At 70.5% G+C, this 24,755-nt stretch carries 18 protein-coding genes and 2 pseudogenes; 7 read left to right on the top strand and 13 right to left on the bottom strand.

Translation table 11 applies throughout. From position 1 onward, the window contains the following. Positions 1-261: 261 nt before the first annotated feature. Positions 262-465: a cold-shock protein gene (locus tag SNE206_RS31770; RefSeq protein ID WP_030918248.1), complete on the bottom strand. Its 204-nt coding sequence runs from the start codon at positions 463-465 to the stop codon at positions 262-264. Positions 466-903: 438 nt separating this feature from the next. Between SNE206_RS31770 and SNE206_RS31765 the strand changes: the two genes are divergently transcribed. Beyond that, on the top strand, positions 904-2,019 hold the full coding sequence (locus SNE206_RS31765; RefSeq protein WP_407916998.1) for a hypothetical protein: 1,116 nt from the start codon (positions 904-906) through the stop codon (positions 2,017-2,019). Positions 2,020-2,124: 105 nt separating this feature from the next. On the opposite strand, the gene SNE206_RS31760 is transcribed toward SNE206_RS31765, so the two are convergent. The 8 genes from SNE206_RS31760 to SNE206_RS31725 all read right to left on the bottom strand — a co-directional run bounded on the left by SNE206_RS31760 (position 2,125) and on the right by SNE206_RS31725 (position 11,225). Further along, a complete protein-coding gene (locus SNE206_RS31760; protein ID WP_407916997.1) occupies positions 2,125-2,901 on the bottom strand; it encodes a 2-phosphosulfolactate phosphatase in 777 nt (258 codons plus the stop codon). Positions 2,902-3,057: 156 nt separating this feature from the next. Beyond that, a complete protein-coding gene (locus SNE206_RS31755; RefSeq protein WP_407916996.1) occupies positions 3,058-3,723 on the bottom strand; it encodes a class I SAM-dependent methyltransferase in 666 nt (221 codons plus the stop codon). 92 nt (positions 3,724-3,815) lie between these two features. After that, on the bottom strand, positions 3,816-4,907 hold the full coding sequence (locus SNE206_RS31750; protein WP_407916995.1) for a vWA domain-containing protein: 1,092 nt from the start codon (positions 4,905-4,907) through the stop codon (positions 3,816-3,818). A gap of 442 nt (positions 4,908-5,349) precedes the next feature. After that, complete coding sequence (locus SNE206_RS31745) at positions 5,350-6,231, bottom strand: geranyl diphosphate 2-C-methyltransferase (protein ID WP_407916994.1); 882 nt, start codon at positions 6,229-6,231, stop codon at positions 5,350-5,352. Between the two features lie 14 nt (positions 6,232-6,245). Next, complete coding sequence (locus tag SNE206_RS31740; protein WP_407916993.1) at positions 6,246-7,604, bottom strand: family 2 encapsulin nanocompartment cargo protein terpene cyclase; 1,359 nt, start codon at positions 7,602-7,604, stop codon at positions 6,246-6,248. Between the two features lie 328 nt (positions 7,605-7,932). Next, entirely contained in the window at positions 7,933-9,345 is a 1,413-nt protein-coding gene (locus SNE206_RS31735; RefSeq protein WP_407916992.1) for a family 2B encapsulin nanocompartment shell protein, read from the bottom strand. A 259-nt stretch (positions 9,346-9,604) separates the two neighbouring features. Further along, a complete protein-coding gene (locus SNE206_RS31730) occupies positions 9,605-10,153 on the bottom strand; it encodes a hypothetical protein (protein WP_407916991.1) in 549 nt (182 codons plus the stop codon). Positions 10,154-10,379: 226 nt separating this feature from the next. Further along, on the bottom strand, positions 10,380-11,225 hold the full coding sequence (locus tag SNE206_RS31725; RefSeq protein WP_407916990.1) for an NAD(P)H-binding protein: 846 nt from the start codon (positions 11,223-11,225) through the stop codon (positions 10,380-10,382). 148 nt (positions 11,226-11,373) lie between these two features. Here SNE206_RS31725 and SNE206_RS31720 point away from each other — a divergent pair, with 148 nt between their 5' ends. After that, positions 11,374-11,766, top strand: coding sequence for a winged helix-turn-helix transcriptional regulator (locus SNE206_RS31720; RefSeq protein ID WP_407916989.1), 393 nt, complete (start codon positions 11,374-11,376; stop codon positions 11,764-11,766). Between the two features lie 208 nt (positions 11,767-11,974). On the opposite strand, the gene SNE206_RS31715 is transcribed toward SNE206_RS31720, so the two are convergent. From SNE206_RS31715 to SNE206_RS31705, 3 genes are read right to left on the bottom strand one after another with little or no spacing between them, the layout of a single operon-like run. Beyond that, positions 11,975-12,424 carry a MarR family transcriptional regulator gene (locus SNE206_RS31715; RefSeq protein ID WP_407916988.1) on the bottom strand — a complete coding sequence of 150 codons (450 nt, stop codon included), beginning with the start codon at positions 12,422-12,424 and terminating at the stop codon, positions 11,975-11,977. Continuing rightward, the gene (locus SNE206_RS31710; RefSeq protein WP_407916987.1) at positions 12,421-12,915 is read right to left on the bottom strand and encodes a MarR family winged helix-turn-helix transcriptional regulator; all 495 of its coding nucleotides are present in this window, start codon (positions 12,913-12,915) and stop codon (positions 12,421-12,423) included. Before SNE206_RS31710 ends, SNE206_RS31715 begins: the two co-directional genes overlap by 4 nt. A 36-nt stretch (positions 12,916-12,951) precedes the next feature. Beyond that, positions 12,952-14,259, bottom strand: a complete 1,308-nt coding sequence (locus SNE206_RS31705) for an MFS transporter (protein ID WP_407916986.1) — start codon at positions 14,257-14,259, stop codon at positions 12,952-12,954. Positions 14,260-14,898: 639 nt separating this feature from the next. On the opposite strand from SNE206_RS31705, the gene SNE206_RS31700 reads away from it, so the two are divergent. The 4 genes and pseudogenes from SNE206_RS31700 (at position 14,899) to SNE206_RS31685 (ending at position 21,559) form a co-directional block, all read left to right on the top strand. Beyond that, complete coding sequence (locus SNE206_RS31700) at positions 14,899-16,413, top strand: glycoside hydrolase family 43 protein (RefSeq protein WP_407916985.1); 1,515 nt, start codon at positions 14,899-14,901, stop codon at positions 16,411-16,413. A 256-nt stretch (positions 16,414-16,669) separates the two neighbouring features. Then, positions 16,670-17,734, top strand: coding sequence for a LacI family DNA-binding transcriptional regulator (locus SNE206_RS31695; protein ID WP_407916984.1), 1,065 nt, complete (start codon positions 16,670-16,672; stop codon positions 17,732-17,734). A gap of 711 nt (positions 17,735-18,445) precedes the next feature. Continuing rightward, a pseudogene (locus SNE206_RS31690) lies at positions 18,446-19,912 on the top strand (endo-1,4-beta-xylanase); the annotation flags it as partial. Between the two features lie 204 nt (positions 19,913-20,116). Beyond that, on the top strand, positions 20,117-21,559 hold the full coding sequence (locus SNE206_RS31685; protein ID WP_407916983.1) for a non-reducing end alpha-L-arabinofuranosidase family hydrolase: 1,443 nt from the start codon (positions 20,117-20,119) through the stop codon (positions 21,557-21,559). An 849-nt stretch (positions 21,560-22,408) separates the two neighbouring features. Here the strand turns inward: SNE206_RS31685 and SNE206_RS31680 are convergent. After that, positions 22,409-22,740, bottom strand: a pseudogene (locus SNE206_RS31680) (cytosine permease); the annotation flags it as partial. A 53-nt stretch (positions 22,741-22,793) separates the two neighbouring features. Here SNE206_RS31680 and SNE206_RS31675 point away from each other — a divergent pair. After that, complete coding sequence (locus SNE206_RS31675; RefSeq protein WP_407916982.1) at positions 22,794-24,407, top strand: recombinase family protein; 1,614 nt, start codon at positions 22,794-22,796, stop codon at positions 24,405-24,407. Positions 24,408-24,755 lie beyond the last annotated feature (348 nt).

Raw genomic sequence — 24,755 nt, 5'->3', positions numbered from 1 at the left:
GTGGACGGTAGAACCGTGCGGCACGTCACCTGCGGCCGGCGCTCACCGAAGTACGGGAGCGAAGAGCCTCGAACCGTGAGATGTCACGGCAGGGCGCCGATCCGGACGCGGCACCGTGTGGCTCGCGTGGGGGCGGCACCGGTGGCGGAGCCAGGGGGCCCGAGCGGCCGGGAAGGACACGTCGGGCGCAATGCGCAGGGGCCCGCACCGTACGTGTACGCGGTGCGGACCCCTGCTGCCAGGCAGGTTCCCTGGCGAAAACTACAGCGGACGAATGTTCTCGGCCTGCGGGCCCTTCTGGCCCTGCGTGACGTCGAACTCGACCTTCTGGCCCTCGAGCAGCTCACGGAAGCCGTTGGCGTTGATGTTCGAGTAGTGGGCGAAGACGTCCGGGCCGCCACCCTCCTGCTCGATGAAGCCGAAGCCCTTTTCCGCGTTGAACCACTTCACAGTGCCATTAGCCATAAAAAATCTCCTTCGAGGGGCTGTCCGGGGTCCGCACCGTGCGAACCCCGAGTGCCGCGATGATGACCCACCCGGGGAAGAGCCGGGAAAACAGAAATGCGCCTGCGACACATCAGCAGGCGCACACAAGTTCATGGGAACCACTACTGCAACTACCTGCACTTTAGCAGGTCCGGGCCCGCGGCAGTGGAATATTCGGCCGCCAGTGCCGCCCGCACCCCTTCCGGGGCGGCCTCGCCGCGACAGCGCCCCCGGCAACAGGCAGCCCCTCCGGGGCAGTTGCCGATCGGACCGACCGCACCGTCCGGATCCCCGCCGCCGACCCGCCCGCCCCGCAGGAGCGTCCGGCGGTGCCGAATCCATGGACGAGGTGACCGAGTGTCACTAATGTTCACCACAGGGGAACCGTCAGGTTCGAAGCGGATGGGGGGACCATCGGTGTTCACCGTTGCGGGTCGGCAGTACACGGGACAGGAACTGCTCGCAGAGCTCAGGGAGTCGGCGGCCGACGAGGAGAGCGGCGTCGTCTGGCACGACGGGTACGTCGCCGCACTGCCGGAGCTGGCACAGGCCGGACGGACGGTGTTCGCCTCGATGGACGCGGTCCTGCTGGGCCTCGGCGGGTGCCTCACCGGAAGCAGCACCTACGCGTACGCGTACCGGGGGCAGGTGGACCTCACCGCGCGCAAGATCCTCGCCGGGGCCCCGGTGTTCGAGAACACCGGGCGGGCGAAGGCGTACAGCCTGCCGAACTGGGTGCAGCAGGGGCAGGGGGACGACGCCTTCCTGCAACTGCGCAACGGCAGGTCGCCGTACGACGCGGTGCGCGAGCTGGCGGACGACTCCGGCGCCTGGACGCTGGACTGCGCCACGTTCGTGCAGGCCGTGCAGCTGGGCGCGTGGGCCGCGGCGGTCGGCAAGGCGGAGTTCGACCGGTCGGTCGCGCGGCCGTTCAACCTCAAGGAGCACGGTTCCACCGGGCTGACCCACCACAAGCTCTGGTTCAGGGAGTCGCAGGGCGCCGAGTACCGGCTGCGCACCCCCGCCACCGACCGCGTCAGGGCCCAGGAGCCCGTCGCCGACGTGGACGAGCAGAAGTTGCTGCGGTCCGCTCCCCCGGGCAGCCGGGTGGCGTTCGTCAACGCCGATCCGAAGGCCGAGGGCAGCGACTTCGAACGGGAGAACACCGTCAAGCTGCCCGACGGGACGTACGCCTCGCACCCGTTCGGCATCCTGTCGGCCGCGGCCATGAAGCACGCGCTCGCGCTGCAGACCGTGCTGCGTTACGGCGACGAGATCGACGTCACGCTCAAGCGCGCGGCGGCCGGCAAGCACGAGTCGATCACCCCCGACCAGGCCCGCTCCGCACAGACCGCGCTCGACCGGCTGCTCGCCGCCGGGGACCGGACGGCCCTGGCCGCGTGGATCATGGAGCACCGGACCTGGACGGAGAACCTGCTGTACGACGACCTCGACGAGTACGTCGACGACCTGCTCTACCTCGGCGAGGTGGAGATCTACACGATCACCCCGGAGACCACCGACCGGCAGTAGCCGCCCGCGGCCGGGCAGCCGGCGCCGATGCACCGGTCCGCGTTCGCCCTGCGGGCCGTACCGGACCACGCCAGGTCAGGCCAGATCAGGTCAGGTCAGGTCAGGTCAGGCCATCGGCAGCGGTCCCCGTCCACCCGGTCGGCCCGGCTCCCGTACGGCGGGAGCCGGGCCTCGCCAGCGCTCAGATCGCACCCGCGCGGCCGCCGAAGGCACGGCGTACGGACGAAGGACCATGAGCGAGTCCTCCAGGGTTGCCACCATCGCAAAGGGGAACCGGTCGAGTTCAAGGCAGAGTGCGACGTCATCGGGGTGAGCCCCTTGTCGCATACCCTCCGCCAGCTCGGCGGCGGCGCGCGACTCGCCTGCGCGGCGGAGGAACTCGGCTGCATCCGTCCCGGCACCGGTGGCCCTCCGGGCGATGTACTGGGCGCACGCCAGATCTTCGTCGGCACGCCCGTCCTCGCCGGTGACCACGAACGTGACGCTGTCGCACCCGCGCGCCTGCAGGAGCCGCGCCGTCGCACCCGCCACCACGAAGCCGGCGCACAGCACCAGCGACGCCTCCTTGACCGCAAGGGCGCCGACCGTGCCTGCCGTGGTCTTCTGCACGACGGTCCGTCCGCCGAGGTCGACCGACCGCAGCAGGGCCGGTGAGTTGACGGCGTCGAACCCGGGCGCGGGCGGACCGTCCTTGAGCGCCACCCAATCCGGATGGCGGGCCTTGAGTGCCAGCGCCTCTTCCAGCGACCCGGCGAGAACGATCTCCTCCGCCCCCCGGGCAAAGGCCCAGGCAGCCACGGTGAACGCCCGCATGACGTCGACCACGACCGCCACGGACGGCGGTTCAACCAGATCGGCGATACCGAGAAATCGAGAGTCCATCCGACCATGATCGCGCGGGGCCGGCCCGGTGCACCCCGGCAGTGATGCGCGTCACACCGCCGTCCTGGGCGGACCCGGCGAGGCCGGAGGGCTACGGGCCGGCCTCGCCGGGTCGGAGAGAAGACCGGCCGACTCGGTGCCCGTCGGGAGCACGGGTCACCGGGCAGCTCCTGCCCGGGCTTTGCGGGCGAGCAGGTGAATCTCCTGGAACTGGCGCCGGTCGGTGGGCTCGGGCTCGCGAACCATCCGGGCCACCTCGGTCAGCCCGGACGTGCGCAGCACCGCGGCGAGGTGGTCCGGCGACCACCGGTAGGCCGGCGCGACCGTGTGATCGAAGACCTGCGTCGGGTGGGACGGACCGTCGCTTGCCGAGAAGCCGATCAGGAGGTGACCGCCGGGTGCCAGCACCCGGTGGAACTCCGCCAGGACGACGGGGAGTTCCTGCGGCGGAGTGTGGATGACGGACCACCGTGAGAGTACGCCGCCCAGCACGCCGTCAGGGATGTCCAGCGCGGCCATCGACCCCACGTCGAACTGCAGACCCGGATAGGCCTGCCGGGCCAGCCCGATCATCGCGGGAGAGGCGTCGACGCCGAACGCCGGGAGTCCCAACTCATCGAGATGGGCGGTGACATGGCCAGGTCCACACCCCAGATCCGCGACCCGGCCGTCCCCGCCCGCACGTACGACCTCGGCGAAGGCGCTCATGATCGCGCGGTCCAGGGGCCTGTCGTGCAGCGAGTCGCGGAACAGCTGCGCATAGGTGACGGCAGCGGCGTCGTAGGCCTCGCGGGTGGCGCGGAAGGCATCGTGTTCGACCATGCCCGCGACAGTAGTTCCTGGCACCGGGGCGAGCCGGGAAAGTCACGATCTCCTCCCCCGCCCGTTCGCCCGGGAAGCGGCCGCGATGCCGGCTACAGGAGAACGAGCAGCTTGGTGCCCTGCACCAGCTTCCGGTTGACGGAGGTCGACTGGACGAACACGGTGTACGACGGGTTGTCACCCGGCTTGACCGTGGCCTCCGACTGCGGCAGGCCGAGGAGCCGGCGGGCCGCCGGGCCCGAGAACACCCTGCCCGTCATCCGGCCGGTGGCCGGGTCCTTCTCCGCCACGGCGAGCTGCTTGCCGCTCTGGATCTTCTCGCGCTTGGACAGCTCGTAGAAGGCGCAGCCGGTCTTGTACGGGTGTCCGGCGCTGGTGACGAAGTCGCGGATCGGCATCGGCTGGTCGACCGGGACCAGGATGTACCTGCCGGTGTCCAGGGCGTCGAGGTTGGCCTTGACCTCGGCGGTGTTCAGGTCCTGGCCCATGGCGAACAGGTTCCTGGTGCCGCGCACGCCCTGTTCGCGGCCTCGCAGGAAGCTCGTGGCGGCCGACTTGACGGTGCCGATGGCCTCCTCGACGCCCTGGCTGGAGTCCGCGTCCCAGATCGCGATGTTGCCCGCGGGGAAGCCGTACTCCTGGGCGGTGCGCTTGGCCAGGGAGTTCGGGACCAGGATCGCCGAGGTCCAGTGGTCGGGGAGGTCGTCCATGCCGCTCTGGATGCGGTCCATCCACGTGCGCAGGACGGCGGTGCCCCGGCCGCCGCCCAGGCGGGTGTGCATCTGGCCGGTCTCCGAGCAGCCGGAGGCGTTCTCCTCGCCGTCGGTGACGACGACCTGGAGGAAGGAGTGCTCGCCGTAGCCCTCCCAGATGTTCTTCAGGTCGTCGATGGACTTCACGGCCGCCTCGATGAGCGCGGTCGCACCGTTGTCGACCCTGTACAGGCCCTTCAGGGACGGCAGGTGCTTGACGTCCATGTCCCAGACGAGGTTCTGCACCTCGTGGTCGAAGGCGTAGAGGCTGATGCGGGTCTCGTGACCGAGCCGGTCGGACTCCTCCTGGAGGCCCTTCACGAACTCGTCCACCACACGGACGAGCTGCGCCTCGTGCTGGCGCATCGAGCCCGACTTGTCGACCACGAGCGAAACGTGGTTGACCTTGTGGTCGATCCTCTTCGCAGACATGGTTCTACCCCTTTTCCAACGCCCTTTCGACGCCTTTCCGGCGTCCCCTCCAGCGTTGTTCCCACACTACGGCGGGACACTGACAGCCCCTTCCGACCTGGGGTTCTGCAGACTCCGGCCGCCCGCACCCGGAGGTAGGGGAATTGACGGTTGATCGGAGGGTGCCGGTCGCCGGGGATTTCCTCCCGTGATTTCCCCGAATGGCACGCGTACGTGGTGTACGCGTGCACACCGGGTGCGTCGTGCGTCGTGTTTCCCCGGCAGGCCGACCCGTCGCCGACCCGTCGCCGGCCTGTCGCCGGCACGTCGCGGCGCACCCCTTCGGCGCCGGCACTCACCGGCAGCCACTCGCACGGGGGTCGGTCCACGTCGCGGCCGGGGCCGTGTGCGCCCGGAGGGGCGGAAGCATCCCTCCGGGCGCGGCGTCCCCGCCCTGCGGTGGTCAGACGCGGTCGGCCGCGATCAGCAGGTACTGGAACGAGCCGTCCTTGTACGAGCTGATGAACGCCTCCTCGATGCCGGTGACCAGCGAGGAAGTGGCCCGGAGCTCCCAGTACGGCAGGGTCGCCGGGGTCAGGTCGATGACGGCCTGGGGAACGAGCCGGTTGTCGGCCATGGCCCGCATGTACTCCCGGCGGGAGTGGATGTTGCATTCGAAGTGCGCGTTGATCTGGGAGACCCACTTCGAGGGCTGGCCGTAACGGGGGTTCCAGCAGCCGGTGATGGTCACGTAGCGACCGCCGACGCCGAGGATCCGGGCGTGTTCGGCGAAGAGGTCGTCCAGGTCGACGTACATGCTCGACTCGTTGTTCCACGAAGCCGAGGCCTGCCCTGTCTCGAAGGGCATGTCGAGCATGTTGCAGACGCGGGCGCGCACGGAGTCGTCGATGCCCAGTTCGTGGGCGCGCCGGTTCGCGAAGTCGGCCTGCTTGGCCGACAGGGTGACGCCCTCGACCTTGCTGCCGAACCGCTGGTGGGCCATCACCATCGATCCGCCGCGGCCGCAGCCGGCGTCCACGAGGGTGTCGCCGCGGCCGACGGTCCCGACGTGGTCCAGGAGGACCTCGGCCTGCGCCGACTCCAGGCGGTGGAGCTCGGCGACCAGCTTCTTCTCGTACGTGCTGTCCTCGGTGTCGCCGAGGGCGGCGTGGTCGATGTCGCCGATGCCGTAGTGGTGGTGGTACAGACCGTCGACGTCGCCCAGACGCAGGTTCACGGGACGGGCCTCGTGGTCCCAGTACCGGGCGATGTCGCCCTGGTAGGGCGTCGCCGGGCCGGGGACGAACGCCGGGGTGGTCGCGGTGGTGAGGTCGGTGCTGGTCACAGGTGAATCCGTTCTTACCAGAAATCGGGCAGGCTGTAGCGGTAGGTGTTGGTCCGGTGCCAGTCGTGGTTGCCGTCGACCCACACGGCCACGCCCCGCAGGAAGCGGAGCACGTTCGGGGCCGGGCAGGTGGCGGCCAGGTCGGCGGCCTCGGCCTCGAAGGCGTGCATCAGGTCGTTGTGGACCTCGACGGCCTTCAGGTAGGCATCGCGGACGGAGCAGTCCTCACGTTCGGCGATCACCACCGGAAGGTTCAGGTGCCGGCCGGGACCGGCGAGTTCCTTGGTGTACGAGTACAGGTCGTTGACGATGGTGGTGGCGTTCCCCGCGAGCGCGATGACCCGCTGCATGGCGGGCAGCGCGTGCACGTCCGCGGGGAGTTCGTAGCCGCCGACGGTGTCGGTGATGGTGGGGCAGGGGCGGAAGTTGTTGAACTGGCGCATCGCCAGGTACTCCCACACCTCCGGCACGTGGTCCGTCTCGGCCCAGGCCGCCTCCGCGAGGTACCCCAGGTGCAGCCGGGCCATGTCGTGCCGGTACCGGTCGGCCTGGGAGGGACTGGCCTCCTGGGTGAAGTACTGCATGGCCGAGCGGTAGGCGCGCCGCGGCGCGTCCGACCGGAGCGATGCCGCCCAGTCCGGCTGGTACTCGGTCGTCGTGTGGAGGGGGTCGAGCGCGGTGTGGGCCAGCAGCAGGCGGCCGCCGAGTCCGACGGGTGAGCCTCCGTGGTCCTCGCAGTAGACGTCGTCCAGGGCGTTCTCCGCCGCCATCAGCCGCGTGGCGATCATCAGATGCTCGACGGTGGGGGCGTCGGGATGGCAGGCGACCATGTAGCGCCCCAGCGAGAACCCGTCGAACTGGTCCTCCCAGTCCGGGGGGAACAGCTCGACCTCGTCCACCGCCCAGGCCTTGATCCGGCGGCCGACCTCCTCCACCCGTACGGGATCGGGCTCCGCCACCGGGTGGTGGTAGAGACCCGGCACCGGACGGCCCGCCGCCGGTGCCACGGGCGCCGCCGGCTCCGTGAGCGCCGCCGGCTCCTCGTGACGGGTCATGTACAGCCCCGCCGTGCCCAGGCCGCTCGGGCCGCGGAGGATCCGTTCGAGCGCGGGGCGCGGTGTCCGCGCCGCGGCAGCACCCTGCGGCGCGGCGTCCACGGCCGGGCCGCCGACCGGCTCGCCGACGGGCGCGGGGACGACCGCGGGCGCGGGGACGACCGCCGGGGCGGGGAAGGGGACCGAGGGCGGTCCGAAGAGGCTGCCACCCCCGGCTCCGGTGCCGGTCACGGCACCGCGGCCGTGCGTGGGGGGCCCTGGGCGGGCCGCGGCGGACGACAGCCTCGACTGCGCGGGGGGAGGCGCAGGAACGGGCATCCGTAGCTCCTGGGTGAGTGGTGGGACGTCACGGATCCCGGGGCATGCCGGGCCGGACCGAGGGGAATGTGCTGCGGTTGCACCGGGCGGGCCCTTCGGGCGCCGTCTTCCGGACCATCTCTTCCGGACCATGGCCGACCGTGCCGGGCCGGGCCGTTGCGGGACGGGCGGCGCCGTTGCGGGACGGGCGGCGCCGGAGCGGGCCATGCCGGAGCGGCGCAGCACTCGGCCGGCCCCGGCACCCGGAGCCGACCGGGTGCCGCGGCGCACCGCACCGCACCGCACCGCACGTCGCGGGCGCGGCCGGCAGGATCGGGCGGAGGCAGGTCTAGCCGTGCCTGCGGCCGATCTGCACGTCCTCCAGCACGCCGAGCGCGTCGGGCACCAGGATCGCTGCGGAGTAGTAGGTGCTGACCAGGTAGGAGATGATCGACCGATCGTCGATCCCCATGAACCGAACCGACAGACCCGGCTCGTACTCCTCCGCCAGGCCGGTCTGGTGCAGGCCGATGACGCCCTGCTTGTCCTCCCCGGTCCGCATCACGAGGATCGAGGTGGTGTTCTCCTTGGTGATCGGGATCTTGCTGCACGGCAGGATCGGGACTCCGCGCCAGGCGGGGACCTGCTGCCCGCCGAGGTCGACGTGGTCCGGGTAGAGCCCGCGGGAGTTGAACTCACGGCCGATGGCGGCGATCGCCCTGGGGTGGGCGAGGAAGAACCGGGAACCACGTCGGCGGCAGAGCAGTTCGTCGAGGTCGTCCGGGGTCGGCGCACCGGAGTAGGTCTGGATCCGCTGCTTGAAGGCGGCGTTGTGGAGCAGCCCGAACTCGCGGTTGTTGATCAGCTCGTACTCCTGGCGCTCGCGTAGCGCCTCGATGGTGAGCCTGAGCTGCTCCTCGGTCTGGTTCATCGGCTCGTTGTAGAGGTCGGCGACCCTCGTGTGGACCCGCAGTACGGTCTGGGCGATGGACAGTTCGTACTCGCGCGGGTTGAGTTCGTAGTCGACGAACGCACCGGGCAGCTCGGCTTCGCCGGTGTGGCCGGCCGACATCGCGATCTCGGCCTCGCCGTGCCGGTTCTGCCGCTGGAGCGGAATCTCGGCGAACCGCTCCAGGTGCGCCCGGAGGCCCGGCGCCGCGGACAGCACGGCCTGGAAGTCGGCGCGCGCGAGGGTGAGCAGGGTGCCGGCGGTCTCGGCCGTGGCGGTGGACTCCCACCTCGCGTCGGCGTCCAGCAGGGCGTTCTCGCCGAAGTGGCTGCCGTCGGCCAGCACGCCGGCCGCCACCACCTCGCCGTAACGGCCTTCGGAGGTCTGGCTGACCCGGCCGTGGGCGATCAGCTGGATCGCCTCGGCGGGAGTGCCCCGCTCGGCGAGCACCTCGCCCGCACGGAACTCGCGCTGGACGCAGCGGTCGGCGAGCGCGGTCAGGACGGCCACGTCGTCGAAGCCGCGCAGCAGGGCGAGTTCGCCGAGCTCACGGGGGATCACCTGCACGCGGGCGCCGTCCTGGACGAAATCGATGCGCCCGTCCCCGACGGTGTAGGTCAGCCGCCGGTTCACCCGGTAGGTGCCGCCCTTGGTCTCCACCCAGGGGAGCATCCGCAGCAGCCAGCGGGAGGTGATCTCCTGCATCTGCGGAGCGGACTTGGTGGTGGTGGCAAGGTTGCGCGCAGCCGCCGTGCCCAGGCTGCTCTGCCCGGTCGGCTCCGACTGCGCGTGCTGGCTGGTGTCCACCGTCATCGGGCGGGCTCTCCTTCATAGGAACGGTGCCCGGCACGCATCCGTGTTCTCTGCGGCCGGGGACGAACAGGCGGATGCCCGTGCAATTCGCGCATACCGCGCGATCCGCTCGTCTCCAGGAGGAAGTTAGCCGTCGGCAGCGCCGATCGGCCCCGCAATCCCACGGCTATAGCCCGATGCAGTGATCTTTTCGGGCCCGGTGTTTGCATCACGCTTCAAGCGGCTAGGCGGTCGCGCCCGGAAGTCCTTCGGGGGTTGATCAGGCTGCCGGTCCGGCGGAGGATTCCTGCCGGTCGAGTGTGCGCCGGTCGAGCCGGGCCGGTGGATCGTCCAGGTCGGAGGCGGTGAACCTCCACCGGAACGGCTGGGCCATGGCGTTGCAGCGGTCTTCGAAGGCCTGGAGCCGGCCCCTGGCCTGGGCGAGGTCGGTGAAGTCGTCGGGCTGGACGACCTTGCGCTGCACGACGGAGAAGAAGATCTCCACCGGGTTCGACCAGGACGCGTGCACCGGGGTGTGGACCGGCACCGCGTTCGGGAACGCGGCGGCCGGCCGGACGGCGGCCGTCCTGCCGCGGTGGGAGGAGCCGTTGTCCACGACCCGAAACACGCGCTTGGCACCGGCGTACGGCTCCTGGCTCATGACCCGGGCGGCCGGAGTCATGAACGGGTCGATACCGGTGAGCAGTTCGCAGCGGCCGAAGACCCGGGCGTGGTGGACGTCGTGGGCGGCCAGGTGGGCCAGGGCTTTGACCTGCGGTCCGAAGCGCGGTGAAGGAGGCGGGTCGGCCCGGGCGCTTGCGGTCGGCAAGCCGGGCAGGCCCTGTTCGGCGGACCGGACCCGCCGGCTCCGCACGGTGTCCACGTGGACCGCGGTCTCACGGGCGATGCGCGCGTCGGCTCGCCCGTGTGCCGTCGACAGCACGATGCGTGCGCCTGTCCGGGATCGCCGTCCGCCGAGCCGGGGCATCCGGGTGGCATCGCTGGTGCAGGTCCCCGGGTGGCCCCGGCCGGGGCCGGCAGCGCAGGTGCCGCTCCTACCGGAAGGCGGCGATGTGACGCTGGACCCAGTCGGCGAAGGTGCGGGGCTCGCGGCCGAGGACCCGCTCGACGTCGGGGCTGATCCGCTGCTCGGCGGGGTTGGGCTCGCCGATGGCATCGAGGGTGGTCGCGACCACGGGCTCGGGCATGAACCGCACCATGTGCGCGTGCGCCTCGTCGCGGGTCTGCTCGACGAACCGGATGGGCTCGCCGAGCGCGTCGCCGATCGCCTCGGCCCGTTGCCGGGGTGTGCTGAGGGCGGGCCCGGTCAACTCGTAGAACTGCCCGGCGTGTCCGTCCTCGCGCAAGGCCGTGGCCGCGACCTCGGCAATGTCGGCCGGGTCGACGGTCGGCAGGCCGACGTCACCGAACGGCGCGGCGACCGTCCGCTGCGCGCGGACCGACTCGGCCCACGCGTACGCGTTGGAGTTGAAGCCACCGGGCCGCAGGATCGTCCAGTCCATGCCCGACTGCCGGACGCCGTCCTCGATGGACCGCATCATGCCTCCGTGGGAGGACGACTGCGGTCGGGTGGCGACTCCTATGGAGGACAGCAGCACGATACGTCCGACTCCGCCGGCTTTCGCGACGTCGACGATGTCCCGGGGGTTCAACAGAGCGGCACTGCCGCCGCCGTCATGCAGGAACAGGGCGTCAGCGCCGTCGAGGACGGGCCGAAGGCTCTCCGGGACGGTCAGGTCAGCCTGCCGGTGCCGGACGCCCTTCGGCACGACTGCGTCCGAGACGCTTCGGGATACCGCCGTCACCTGCTCACCGGCCGCCGCGAGTGCCTCCACGAGCGGTCGGCCGACGTTGCCGGTCGCTCCCATCACTACGATCATGAACAACTCCCGTGCCGTTTCACTGTGTTCTTCACGCCTGAGCGGGCGAGAACATCGCAGGCCAGGGGGCCTCGTCGCGACCCGGCGAGGCTAACACCGCCGGTATAGTAGGTACCTACAGGAAAGTGACTATGCATCAGGGAGCAACGTGGCCGACCATGCGACCTGGACGGCACTCGCGCCGACCGACGCCGAACACGCCTGTCCGATCGGCCCGGTCGTGGACATCGTGTTCAGCCGGTGGACCACGCCGATCCTGTGGACCCTCAACATGCACGGCCGGCAACGGTTCGTAGAGCTGCAACGACGGGTCGCCACCATCACACCGAAGGTGCTGACCCAGCGGCTGCGGCAACTCGAACGCGACGGCATGGTCTTGCGCACCTACCACCCGGAGGTCCCACCGCGGGTCGAGTACGAGATCAGCGAACTCGGCCGCAGCCTCGCGCCGTTGTTCGCCCATCTCGCCGAATGGGCCGCCACCAACCTGGATGAGGTCGAGCGGGCCCGGGACGTCTACGACACCGATTCGGCGCGGTAGTCGACTGCCCCGCCCGGCTCCACCGCGCCGCCCCTCGACACCTGACCACACACATGCCCACGACCGGCTCCGGATCCGACCCCCCGCAGGGCTTCCGGAGCCGACCACCAAGGCTCCGTCCTGCGTCGCCCGGGTTTCCCGCGAGCGGCCGTCACGGCCCGGACGGCCGCCCCGACGGAAGCCGGGGGGCGGCCAAGGCGTCGAACCGTCAAGCCAGCTTCGCGAGCTCCGCGTTGGCGCGCTCGGTGACCAGGGCGAGGACGCGGCCGGCGGCGGCGAGGTCGTCGGCGGGCATCCCGCCCCAGATGCGGGCGGAGACGGGGGCGGACTCCGCGGCGGCGGCGGCGAGCAGTTCGCGCCCCGCGTCCGTGGGGCGGAGGTGCCCGCCGTCCGCGACGAGCAGCTGCCGGGCCAGCAGTTCGTCGAACGTGGCGCGGATGTCGGCCGGATCGGCCTTGAGGGAGCCCTGGACCTGGGAGACCAGATCGTCCGGCGTCTGCGGAGCATCGGCGGTGACGACCGCGCGCAGGGCGATCTGCTGCTGGAACGTGATGCCGTGCCGGGCCAGGACGCGCTCCAGGACGCCGCGGGCGGCGTAGTGGGCCAGGCCGAGGGCCCGGGCGTCGGCGGCAGGTGCGGTGGTGGTGGTGGTGGTCATGGTGTTGCCCCCTGAGTGTTCTCGTCGATCGGTACGGATGGAGCGAGAGGTACGTCGAGCAGAGCCGTCAGCTCGTCGGTGAACGCGCGTGCCCGCGGGGCGCCGAGGCCGCCGAGGGGCTCCAGCAGTTGCTGGAGCAGTTCCTGGACCACCACGAGGGCCTGCCGCGTGACGGCCTGCCCCTGCTCCGTGAGGGCAAGCTGCACGGCGCGCGGATCGCGGGGGTCGCGGGTGCGCTCGATCAGGCCGGCCGACTCCAGTGCGCGTGCCAGCTTCGAGACGTACAGCGCCTCCAGGCCGGTGTGGTCGGCGAGCCGGCGCTGGCTGGGCCGCTCGCCGTCGCGCTGCATCCCGTACAACGACGCGACCAGCGAGTACTGCGCGTGGGTGAGGCCCAGCGGGGCCACCGCGCGATCGACCGCGACGCGCCACTTGTTGGCGAGCCGCCACACCAGGAAGCCGGGCGTGGGGCCCGGGGAACCTTTGCTCATGCTCGAAAGAGTACATGGATATTATGTCCATGGCTACTATTTCGGCGGCTGCGCCGGCGCATCCTGCGGGGCCGGAAGCGTCCGTCCGAGGCGTGCGAGCGGGGACAGGGCCATCACCACCGGGGACAGCATCATGCCTGCCGCCGTCGCCAGGAGACCGGTGCGCAGCCCCCACTCCTCGGCGAGGAATCCGCCCAGCAGGGAGCCGATCGGGGACAGTCCCATGCCGACCCACGTGATCGTCGCGGCCGCGCGGCCGTGCATGCCGTCCGGAGTGACCGCCTGCCGGACGGCCATGACCGCCACGTTCACCAACTGACCGCCGGCCCCGAACACGAAGTTGACCGCCAGGAGCGCGGGAACGGTCACCGCGGCGGAGCCGTGCAGCGCGGGTACGCACAGGAACGCGCCGTCGCCGAGTGCCGCCGCGGCCACGAGCACCGGGCCGTAGCCGAACCGGTTCGGCAGGCGGGCGGCAAGCACGGAGCCCAGGAGCGCGCCCGGCCCCGTCGCCGCGAGCACCAGGCCGACGGCGGTGCCGGACAGGTGGAGCTCCCGCGGCAGGAAGACCAGCCAGACGGTCGTCACGGCCGCGAACGAGAACTGGAAGGCGGCCGAGGCCAGGCACACGGCCCGCAGGGCGGCATCGCCGGCGACGAGACGCAGACCCTCATGGATGCGTCGCCAGATCCGGGCGGGACGTTCCGGCCGGCCCGGAACCGACTCGACCCGGCGGATCCGACGGATCGACAGGAACGACAGGGCGAAGAACAGTGCGCCGGAGGCTGCAGCGATCGGCGCCGACAGCAGGGACACCAACGCACCGCCGAGGGCGGGACCGGCCACCTGGGCGGCGGACCGGCTGCCTTCGAGCGCGCTGGTGCCCTGCACCAGCCGATCGCGTTGCACCAGCCGCACGAGAGAGGCCTGGTAGGCGACGTCGAAGAACACGGAAAGGGCCCCGGTGGCGAAGGCGATCACGAACAGCGCGGGCAGGCCGAGGAGTCCGAGGAGGCCGGCCACGGCGGCGGCGCCCAGGGCCACGGCCCGGCCGATGTCGGACAGCACCATCACGGTGCACGTGCGCCACCTGTCCACCCATGCGCCGACGAGGAGCGAGAGCAGCAGGACCGGCGCCTGGCCCACGGCGCGCAGGACGCCCAGCTGGGTGGCACTGGCACCGAGCGTCAGGACGGCGAAGAGCGGAAGAACGACCAGACCCGCGTGTTCCCCGAGCTGGGAGGCGGACTGCCCCGCCCAGAGTCTGCGGAAGTCGCTGTCCCGCCACAGGCCTGACGGAGTGCGCCGCCCGGAATCGGACACGGCGGAGGAGGTGGACGGCACGGGGATCCCTCGGGTTGCCGACAACGAGGCCCGCCACCGGGCGCACGACGGGTGCGCCGACGGTTCGGGCAGGAGAGGGCTCGCTGTGCCGCAGCATCAAGGGCAGCACGCGATGACAGGCCGATCGGCCTACGACGTCAACGCGCGCTCGGGCGACCGGCCATGTCTGCAACTCCTCGTGGATCAACTCGGCGTACCCGGACACTAGCGCTCGGTGGCGCCACGCGAAAGGCGATTTCCCGGCAGCGCCACCCGCCGTGCCCGTCGGGGAGCAGCAGGCCGGCGGTGGCGTGGCGCTGCAGTGCGGCGATGTCCGCGAAGAGAAACATCAACTCCCATCGTCGTTAAAGTTTCCGCGAAACTTTCTCTTGACACGGGATTGGATGCATGCCAGCGTCGAAGCGCTTCACCAGTGGCGTCGAGGGGCTGCGGCGACCGCCGCCGGAGCACGGACACGGGGCGCGGGGCAACCGTGCTCCGGCTGCCGCCCCGGGTACGCGGGCCTCCCCGCCCCGAACCGTCACCACGCCCACCACGGCGCCACCGGCGCCATCGGTGCCGCAACCGGCCACCGACTCGTGCGCACGGCGCATCCGGGTCGTTCCCGACCGAACCATCCTGCCGAAAGGACCTGCAGAGGTGTCCGACGAGTACGCACCGGCGCCCGCCGCCAACCCGGTGATCCCGGGGTTCCACCCGGACCCCAGCATCTGCCGCGTCGGCGAGGACTACTACCTCGCCTGCTCCAGCTTCGAGTACTTCCCGGGCATCCCCGTGTTCCACAGCCGGGACCTGGTGAACTGGACGCAGATCGGCAACGCCCTGGACCGGCCCGGTCAGCTCCGCCTGCCCCGGGACACCCCCTCCTCCGGCGGCCTGTACGCGCCCACCCTGCGCCACCACGACGGGCGGTTCTGGCTGATCGTCACCAACGTCGCCCCGGGCGAGGGCAATCTGGTCGTCAGCGCGACGGACCCCGCCGGCCCGTGGTCCGACCCGGTCTTCCTCCCCGGTGTCCCCGGGATCGATCCCGACCTGGCCTGGGACGAGGACGGCACCTGCTGGTGCACCGTCGCCGGGGTCGCACAGGTCCGCATCGACCCCCGCACGGGCGAGACCTTCGGCGAGCCGCGGCCGGTGTGGTCCGGCACCCCGGGCGCCGCCGCCCCGGAGGCCCCGCACCTGTACCGCATCGGTGACCACTGGTACCTGCTGATCGCCGAAGGCGGCACCGAACGCGGCCACGGCGTCTCCGTCGCCCGCGCCTCCGCGCCCGACGGCCCCTTCGAACCCTGCCCGGCCAACCCGATCCTGACCCACCGCAGCACCAGCGGGCCCATCCAGAACACCGGCCACGCCGACCTCGTCCAGGCCGTGGACGGCTCCTGGTGGATGGTGCTGCTCGGTGTCCGCCCGCAGGGCGGCACCCCCGGCTGGCACGTCCTGGGCAGGGAGACCTTCCTGGCCCCCGTCTCCTGGGCCGACGGCTGGCCCGTCGTCGGCGAGGTCGGTCCCGAACTCCCCGCCATGCCATGGCCGCTGGTGCCGACACCTCCGTCCGCCGGGCGCGACGACTTCGACTCCGCCGAGCTGCGGCACTCCTGGATCTCCCTGCTCGACCGCCCCGCCGAGCACTACAGCACCGGGGAACGCCCCGGCTGGCTCACCCTGCGCGCCCGCGGCACGTCCCTGGACGAATCCGATGCCGTCCTGCTGGGACGGCGCCAGCAGCACCTCGCCTTCCGGGCACGCACCCTGATCGACCCCGCCGAGGGCAGCGGCGGCCTCGCCGTCCGCCTCGACGACCGGCACCACTACGCCGTCGAGGCCGGGCCCGACGGCACGGCCCGGGTGATCGCCCGCATCGGATCGCTGCGCACCGTGGCAGCGGAACTCGCACTGCCCGAGGGGCCCGTCGTCCTCACCGTGCGCACCGGCAGGGCCCCCGAACCCCATGACGCGCGCACCGGCCCCGACAGCCTGGTCTTCGGTGTCGAGTCGTCCGACGGGACGGCGACGGACCTGGCCTCGCTGGACGGCCGCTACCTCTCGACCGAAGTCGCGGGAGGCTTCACCGGCCGGGTCGTCGGCCTGTACGCCGCAGACGGCGCCGTGCACTTCGACTGGTTCGACTACCTCCCCGGTGACCGCTGACGAGGACGGAGGAACGGCATCGGCCCGGTCACGACGGCACTGCGCCGTGGCCGGGCCGACCCCCGCGCCCCGGCCTCCGGACGAGCCCGCCCGGGCGCGAAACACAGGCGTTCCGGACCGAGGCCGAGGAGCGCGTCCGGCTGCCCGCCCGGCCCGCCCGAAGTGCCACAATGATGACGGCAGCACCGAAACATAAAGGCCGGGCAGCCCCGTGAGCCCGGAGGTGACCCTCCAGCTGCGACGAAGGAAGGCGACTGTGGCGGAAAACGGCTCGGACGTGTCGACGGAAGACCCGCAGGACCCGCCCGGCGAACCGCGCGGGCCGGTCACCATCGCGTACATCGCCGAGTCGGCCGGCGTCTCGGTCCCCACCGTCTCGAAGGTGCTCAACGGCCGGCCCGGCGTCTCCGGCGACACCCGCACCCGTGTCGAGGAGGCGATCAACCGGTACGGCTACAAGAAACCCCCCGGCAGTCGCAACAACACCGTGGAGCTGGTCTTCCGCGAGCTGAAGAGCCTGTGGGCGGTGGAGATCATCCGCGGTGTCGAACGAGTGGCCGGCAAGAACCGGGTCGGCATGATGGTCTCGGAGTTCGGCCTCCACGACGCGCCCACCCGCACCGTGGACGACATGGTGGGCCGCCGCCCGAACTGCGTCCTGTCCGTGGCCCAGCTGTCCGACCAGGAGCGTGAACGGCTCAGCGAGAAGGGCATCCCCTTCGTCATCTTCGACCCGACCGACGAGCCGCCCGACGACGTGCCCTTCGTGGGAGCAACCAACTGGCGCGGCGGCCAGTCCGCGACACGGCACCTGATCGGCCTGGGGCACCGCCGCATCGCGATGATCACCGGCCCCCGGGACGTCTCCTGCTTCCGCGCACGGCAGGCCGGCTACACGTCCGCCCTCGACGCCGCAGGTCTCGCCGCCGATCCCCGCCTGATGGTCAATGCGCCGCTCACCAGGGAGGACGGCCGCGAGGCGGCGCGCGTGCTGCTGACGCAGGCGGACCGGCCCACCGCGATCTTCACCTCGAACGACCTGCAGGCGCTCGGCGTCTACCAGGCCGCCCGCGACCTGGGGCTCACCATCCCCGACGACCTGAGCGTCGTGGGATTCGACGACCTGCCGGTCGTCGCCTGGGTGGAACCTCCGCTGACGACCGTTCACCAGCCCCTGACGGAGATGGCCGCGGCAGCCACCGAGCTCGCGCTGTCACTCGGCCGCGGCGAGAAGCCCGCGCAGATCGGCCTGGAGATCGCCACGACACTCACCATCCGCAGCAGCACGGCCGCGCCCCCGGAGGAGCGGAAGAAGATCTGAGCGGGGATCCGTCCGGGGACGCCTCCCGGTCCGGCGGTCGGACGACGACGCACCGGAGACCGGTGGCACGGGCTGCCTGCCCTGCGGGTCAGGCAGCGGCCCGGCCCGGGCCGACCGGGGCCGACCTGGCCCGGGGCGGCGGCCAGTCGCCCCCCGGTGAGGCCGCTGCAGTCACGGGAGTTTTCGAAAACTCAAGGACCCGCCGTCGCGCACGACAGCCCGCGACGGGCGGTCGATCGCCGGGAAATCGGTGGGGCATTGACCAAGCCCCCGGGTTTGCGTCGGCCACCAAGCGCCTGACCTGTGACTTTTCAGGCAGGGGCCAGCCCGGGGGCAACCGATACTTTCACCGTTCCGGTCGAAACTGTTGACAGCCCGTCAAGCCCGGGCCAACACTGTCGCCGTCGACAAGTCCGCACGGTCGGCCCTGGTGCCAGCCAACCGGCAGGGCACGTGTCCGCCATGAATTGTTAGCGCTAACAGAGAGTGCCGGCAGCCAGGCCGATCCCCCCGTCGGCCCGACCCCACAAGGGCGTGAGCGACCGACAGCACAGCTCCCGGGCGGGACCAGGCACCACGCCCGGGACGCACACCACCCGCCCTGTCCGGCCGGAACGACCCGCCCGGGCACACGCCCGCACAACCGTCAGGACGAGACTCCGGGCCTGGCCGGTGCGCAGGCAACCCCCCACAGAAGGAGAACGATTCGTCATGCCACGGCTCAACAGGAAGCGCCGTCTCCGCACGGTCGTGACGGCGGCCGCATGCACGGTCGTCAGCTCGGTCACGGTCGTCACCGCAAGCCCCGCGGCCCATGCCGCCGGGGCGAACACGCTGGGAGCCCAAGCCGCCCAGTCCGGCCGGTACTTCGGTACCGCGGTGGCGGCCGGCAAGCTCGGCGACTCCACGTACTCCACCATCCTCGACCGGGAGTTCGACATGATCACCCCGGAGAACGAGATGAAGTGGGACACCATCGAGCCCTCCCGCGGGTCGTTCAACTTCGCCCCCGCCGACTCGATCGTCAGCCACGCGACCGCCCACGGCCAGCGCATGCGCGGCCACACCCTGGTCTGGCACTCCCAACTGCCCGGCTGGGCCGGTTCCATCACCGACGCCAACACCCTGCGCAGCGTGATGAACAACCACATCACCCAGGAGATGGCGCACTACAAGGGCAGGATCTACGCCTGGGACGTGGTCAACGAGGCGTTCGCCGACGGCGGCAGCGGCCAGCACCGCAGCTCGGTGTTCCAGAACGTGCTGGGCAACGGCTTCATCGAGGAGGCGTTCCGCACCGCCCGCGCGGTCGACCCCGCCGCCAAGCTCTGCTACAACGACTACAACATCGAGAACTGGACCGACGCCAAGACCCAGGGCGTCTACAGCATGGTCAGGGACTTCAAGTCCCGCGGCGTACCCATCGACTGCGTCGGCTTCCAGAGCCACTTCGGCACCGGTGGGCAGCCGGCCAACTTCCCGACCACCCTGTCGAGCTTCGCCGCCCTCGGTGTCGACGTGCAGATCACCGAACTCGACATCGCCCAGGCCTCCTCGACCGCCTATACCAACACCGTCAAAAGCTGCATGAACGTCGCCCGGTGCACCGGCATCACGGTGTGGGGCATCCGCGACAGCGACTCGTGGCGCACCGGTGAGAACCCGCTGCTGTTCGACAACGGCGGCAACAAGAAGGCCGCCTACAGCGCGGCACTCACCGCCCTGGGCGGCAGCAGCGGCACACCGGGCGGGGACATCACCTCCGGAACCGTCTACACGCTCTCCGACGTGGCCGCCGGGCGCGTTCTCGACGAGCCCGCGGGACAGAACGGCAACGGCACCCCGCTGCAGGTGTGGGACGCCGGCGGTGCCTCCAACCAGCAGTGGCGGGCCGACCGGAACAGCGACGGCTCCTACACGCTGACCAACATCGCCAGCGGCCGGGCCCTCGACGAGCCGGGCAACCAGACGGGCAACGGGACGAGGCTGCAGGTCTGGGACTCCAACGGCGGTGCCAACCAGCACTGGCGCGCCGGCCGGAACAGCGACGGCTCCTACACGCTGGTCAACGTCGCCAGCGGCCGGGCACTGGAGACGCCCGGCGGCCAGACCGCCAACGGCACTCCCGTCCAGATCTGGGACTCCAACGGCGGCGCCAACCAGCACTGGAACTTCAGGTGAGCTGAGCCGCGCGCCACCGCCGGATCCCTTCGTCCCACCGGGAAGACCGCCTCGCATCACCGGGCGGCCGTGACCCGGGGAAACGGCGGGGCTCCTGCGCCGGCCGACGAGCGACCCTGGGTGCGCGTGCTCACGGCGACATGCGCATGTTAACGATCACAAAGCCGTGTGACAGCTCCATCCACTCACAGAGGAGATCCCATGCCCAGACGAAGTTCCAGCCGCAGGCAGCTGTCCGTGGTGCTCACCGCCATGGTCGCGGCCGTGGTGGCGCTGGCGGCGATGCTCGTCGCCGGTCCGGCCCAAGCGGCCACCAGCGGCGCCCTGCGCGGTGTCGCTTCCGGCCGGTGTCTCGACGTGTCGAACGCCAGTCAGAGCGACGGCGCGCTGCTGCAGATCTACGACTGCTCGGGCGGGACCAACCAGTTGTGGACCTCGACGTCCGGCAGCCAGTTGACCGTGTACGGCAACAAGTGCCTGGATGTTCCGGGCCACGCCACCACGGCCGGTACCCGGGTGCAGATCTGGGCCTGCAGCGGCGCCGCGAACCAGCAGTGGCGGGTGAACTCCGACGGCACGATCGTCGGCGTGGAGTCCGGGCTGTGCCTGGACGTCACGAACTCCGGCACGGCCAACGGCTCGGCGGTGGAGATCTGGACGTGCAACGGCGGCAGCAACCAGAAGTGGACCGGCCTGTCCGGGACGTCGACCCCGACCACGCCCGCGCCGACGGGCGGCACGTGTGCCCTTCCGTCGGCGTACCGGTGGACCTCGACGGGCGCGCTGGCGCAGCCGGCGAACGGGTGGGCCGCGGTGAAGGACTTCACCGACGTGGTGTACAACGGCAAGCACGTGGTCTACGCGTCGAACGTGTCGGGATCCTCGTACGGCTCGATGATGTTCAGCCCCTTCACGAACTGGTCGGACATGGCGTCGGCCGGCCAGAACGGGATGAGCCAGTCCGCGGTGGCGCCCACGCTGTTCTACTTCGCGCCCAAGAACATCTGGGTGCTGGCGTACCAGTGGGGTGCGTGGCCCTTCATCTACCGCACGTCGAGCGACCCCACCAACCCCAACGGCTGGTCCTCGCCGCAGCCGCTGTTCACCGGCAGCATCTCCGGCTCCGGCACCGGACCGATCGACCAGACCCTGATCGCCGACGGCCAGAACATGTACCTGTTCTTCGCCGGTGACAACGGCAAGATCTACCGGGCGAGCATGCCGATCGGAAACTTCCCCGGCAGCTTCGGCTCGTCGTACACGACGGTCATGAGCGACTCGACGAACAACCTCTTCGAGGCGCCGCAGGTCTACAAGGTTCAGGGCCAGAACCAGTACCTCATGATCGTCGAGGCGGTGGGTGCGAACGGGCGCTACTTCCGCTCGTTCACGGCCTCCGGCCTGAACGGTTCGTGGACCCCGCAGGCCGGCAGCGAAAGCAGCCCCTTCGCGGGCAAGGCCAACAGCGGTGCCACCTGGACCAACGACATCAGCCACGGTGACCTGGTCCGCAACAACCCCGACCAGACCATGACCATCGACCCCTGCAACCTGCAGCTCCTCTACCAGGGCAAGTCCCCCACCGCGAGCGGCCCCTACGACCAGCTGCCGTGGCGTCCGGGTGTCCTGACCCTGCAGCGCTGACCCTGCCCGGTCCGCGGTGATCGCGACCGGTTGCGGTCCGCCGACGCGTGGACGAGCGGTTCACGGCGCGGGCGGCTCCGCCTGCCGACCGGTGCGCACCCCCTAGACGAGCCCCAGCCGTACGCCGGCTGGGGCTCGTCCCTCTGTTCTTCCGCGGACTTCCGTCGTGGGGTACGGACCGAACCGCACCGGGCACCGGATTCGGCGAGCGCGGCGCTCCTGCGCAGGTGGACCGGTACGAGCGACGGCGGGATGCACCGCGCCCCGTCCCGGCCGTCCCCGAACGCGCGGCATCGTCGGCGTGCGGGTGGGCCGCCCGCGCGGGGGTGGGCGACGCGAAGCCGTCCTCCTCCGGCCCCGGAGCAGCGGTGGACCGTTCAGGAGCGGAGACGTCGATGACCACCGCGCATGCACCTCTTGTCCCTGCCGGCCTGTTCGCCGATCGGCACCGCGTCCAGGGGTGTCCGGGCAGCGGTGGCGCGGCCGAGGTCGTGCGTGCCGTCGACCGGCGCGGTGGGGCCGGTGGGAGGCGACGCGGAGGCTTGCGAACCTGCCCGACGGTCGACACCGTGCGCCTGCCCTGAGTACGCACCTCCCGTGGCAGCGCGATCGAACGTCCACGCGCGCACATCGCGCCGCTGCCACCGAGCCGGATCATTCCTTCGGACGTTCTGGGACTTGCCGCTCTGCGCGAGGGACGACGCAGGTCAGAGTCCCGTCCCGAGGCAACGTTCCGGCGGCGGACGAGTCGGCCTGTACGCCGGGTACAGGCCGACTCCTGAACCGCCCGACGGACCGCCGGAGGGAGTCTGGCCGGCCCGTACGGCTTCCCGTACACCCGCCGTACGGTCATGCGACTGTGCGGGAGCGGCTGCCGATGCTGGACAGGGTGTAGATCGCGAGGGAGGAGCTGACACCGACGGCCCAGCCGTAGTCGGCCAGCGGCTTGAGGAGGGGGATGAGGCCGTCGGCGGGGAACGGGCCGCCGTAGGAGCCGCCGACGACGAGGAGGCCCCGACGACGCCGAGCCAGGTGAAGATGTAGACGTGCGGGTCGGAGATCAGCTTCCACGGCATGATGACGACGCCGACCACACCGGTGATGAACGCGCCGGTGCGGAAGGTGACCCGCTTCGGCAGCAGGTTGGCGAGGTCGTACGCGGGTGAGACGGCGTTGGAGGATTAACGTGAGCACCTTACGATAGCTTCGTACGATCACCAACCGGAGGACCTGGGTGCCCAACAAACTCCTCGCCGCACTGTCCGTACTTCGTGGACGCAAACTGCGGGCCATCATCTACATCCGTGTCAGCACGGCGCGCGAGGAAATGGCCAGCCCCGAAGAGCAACTCTTCTCCTGCGCAACATACGCCAAAGAGAACGGCATCGAGATCGCCGGGAAGCCGGTTGAGGACCTCGACCTCTCCGGAAAGACGTTCGCCAAGCGTCAGATCGCCTCGATTATCGAGCGCGTCCGCAACGGCGAAGCCGACATCGTCCTGGTGTGGAAATGGTCACGTTTCGGCCGCAACAACGCCGAGAGCCAGATAAACCTCCGCGCCCTCCAGGAGGCCGGCGGCGAGCTGATCGCCTCCACCGAGGACATCGACACCAGCACATACCACGGCAAGTTCAGCCGTGACCAGATGCTCCTCGTCGCCGAGCTCCAGGCCGGCATCATCGGCTCGACGTGGAAGGACACGGCCGCCCGTCGGCGCCGCAACCAACTCCCCCACACCGGGGCTCCGCGCTTCGGCTACATGCGCTGCAAGGAGTGCCGGCGCAGCGAGGAGAACAGCCGGAACTACGTCTCCTGCAATACGTGCAAGGGTGTGCTCCAGATCGACCCCAAGGTGGGCCCAGCGCTCAAGGAGGCGTACGAGCGCTACGTATGGAAGGGCGAGTCGATACGTTCCATCGCCCTGGACATGCAGAAGCGAGGCATCCGGTCGATCCGAGGCAAGATCATGCCCCCGGCTTCCTGGCTCACCGCGATGGACTCGGGGTTCGCCGCCGGACTTCTGCGGGGACGAAGCATCACCGATAAGAAGTACTACTCGAACAACAAGCCCGAGTCTTACGACATCTGGACCCAGGGAAAACATGAGGCGATCATCGACCTCACTCTGTGGGAAGCGTACAAGGACAAGCGCGCCAACCGTGCTGGCCCGACCTTCAACCGTCAGCCGAAGCACGCGTTCTCGGGGCTGGCCATCTGCATGCGCATCGACAAGAGCGGGCAGACCTGCCGCCGGAAGATGAGTCGCACGGTCATGGGCCAGTACAGAACCGAGGTGTTTCGCTGCACAGGCACAAATGCGGGTGTCTGCGCAGGTGTGTCGATCACGCTGGCCAAGCTCGACGAAATCGCCCTGGGATGGCTACTTGAGCGGGCCACCGACGAGGACGCCGGCATGCTGGCGATGAAGCGCGCAGCAAAGGTGGCCGCAGTGAACGCCGACATCCCGAACGTCGAGTCCCAGATCACGGAGAAGGAGGAGGAGCGCAAGAGGCTCACCGACTTCGCCTTGAAGGGGTTGGTGAGCGAGGAGGACTTCCGAGACCGGAAGGAGGAACTGGAGGCTGGCCTCGACTACCTCAAGGCGCGGCTGCTGGTACTGAACAGCATGGTGTCCGCGCACAGGATGCCGACGGCCAAGGACTACTCGAGGCTCGCCGACCTGTGGCAGCGGATGCTTCCCCTGGAGAAGCGTGCAGCCTTGATGCAGCTTGTGCAGCGCATCGAGGTCATTCCCACTCCCGGGAAGGCCCCGAATACGGCGCGGGTGGTGTCCCTGGAGGAGGCGGTGCTGGAAGAGGCTGCGGCGAATGAGCGCAGGGAGCGGTAGGCAACCGAACAGGCTCAGGCGGCTTCAGAGATGTCCGTGGCCGAGGCTCCTGCCTCAGCCTGCTGATCCTCTGCCCAGATGAGGTAGGCCGCCCGGCCGATGACGTCCCAGAAGGGGGGCTTGACCCAAGGCCGGGTAGTTAACGGATTTCCGCTGGCGGCAAGGGGTCTGGTGGCCGCTCCGTGGCGGCGTAAAGGCCCGGGCCGATCTTGTGGATGAGACCGTTGGTGGCCCATCGGTCGAGCTGCCTGTACATGGTCTCCAGGGTGACGTCGCCGAAGCGGGCCGCGCTATGGGCGGTCGGGCTCCTCCTGGAGCAGGTCGAGGGTACGGTGCCGGCGTCGCCGA

This window comes from Kitasatospora sp. NE20-6 (assembly GCF_045862635.1).
Note: the sequence above shows the minus strand (reverse complement) of the source record. Positions and strands in the feature narration are given on the sequence as shown.

Bases quoted from the DNA above. Each gene is read 5' to 3' on its own strand.
- SNE206_RS31770 (WP_030918248.1), bottom strand. From the start codon at position 465: ATGGCTAATGGCACTGTGAAGTGGTTCAACGCGGAAAAGGGCTTCGGC.
- SNE206_RS31760 (WP_407916997.1), bottom strand. From the start codon at position 2,901: ATGGACTCTCGATTTCTCGGTATCGCCGATCTGGTTGAACCGCCGTCC.
- SNE206_RS31755 (WP_407916996.1), bottom strand. From the start codon at position 3,723: ATGGTCGAACACGATGCCTTCCGCGCCACCCGCGAGGCCTACGACGCC.
- SNE206_RS31750 (WP_407916995.1), bottom strand. From the start codon at position 4,907: ATGTCTGCGAAGAGGATCGACCACAAGGTCAACCACGTTTCGCTCGTG.
- SNE206_RS31740 (WP_407916993.1), bottom strand. From the start codon at position 7,604: ATGCCCGTTCCTGCGCCTCCCCCCGCGCAGTCGAGGCTGTCGTCCGCC.
- SNE206_RS31735 (WP_407916992.1), bottom strand. From the start codon at position 9,345: ATGACGGTGGACACCAGCCAGCACGCGCAGTCGGAGCCGACCGGGCAG.
- SNE206_RS31725 (WP_407916990.1), bottom strand. From the start codon at position 11,225: ATGATCGTAGTGATGGGAGCGACCGGCAACGTCGGCCGACCGCTCGTG.
- SNE206_RS31715 (WP_407916988.1), bottom strand. From the start codon at position 12,424: ATGACCACCACCACCACCACCGCACCTGCCGCCGACGCCCGGGCCCTC.
- SNE206_RS31710 (WP_407916987.1), bottom strand. From the start codon at position 12,915: ATGAGCAAAGGTTCCCCGGGCCCCACGCCCGGCTTCCTGGTGTGGCGG.
- SNE206_RS31685 (WP_407916983.1), top strand. From the start codon at position 20,117: ATGCCCAGACGAAGTTCCAGCCGCAGGCAGCTGTCCGTGGTGCTCACC.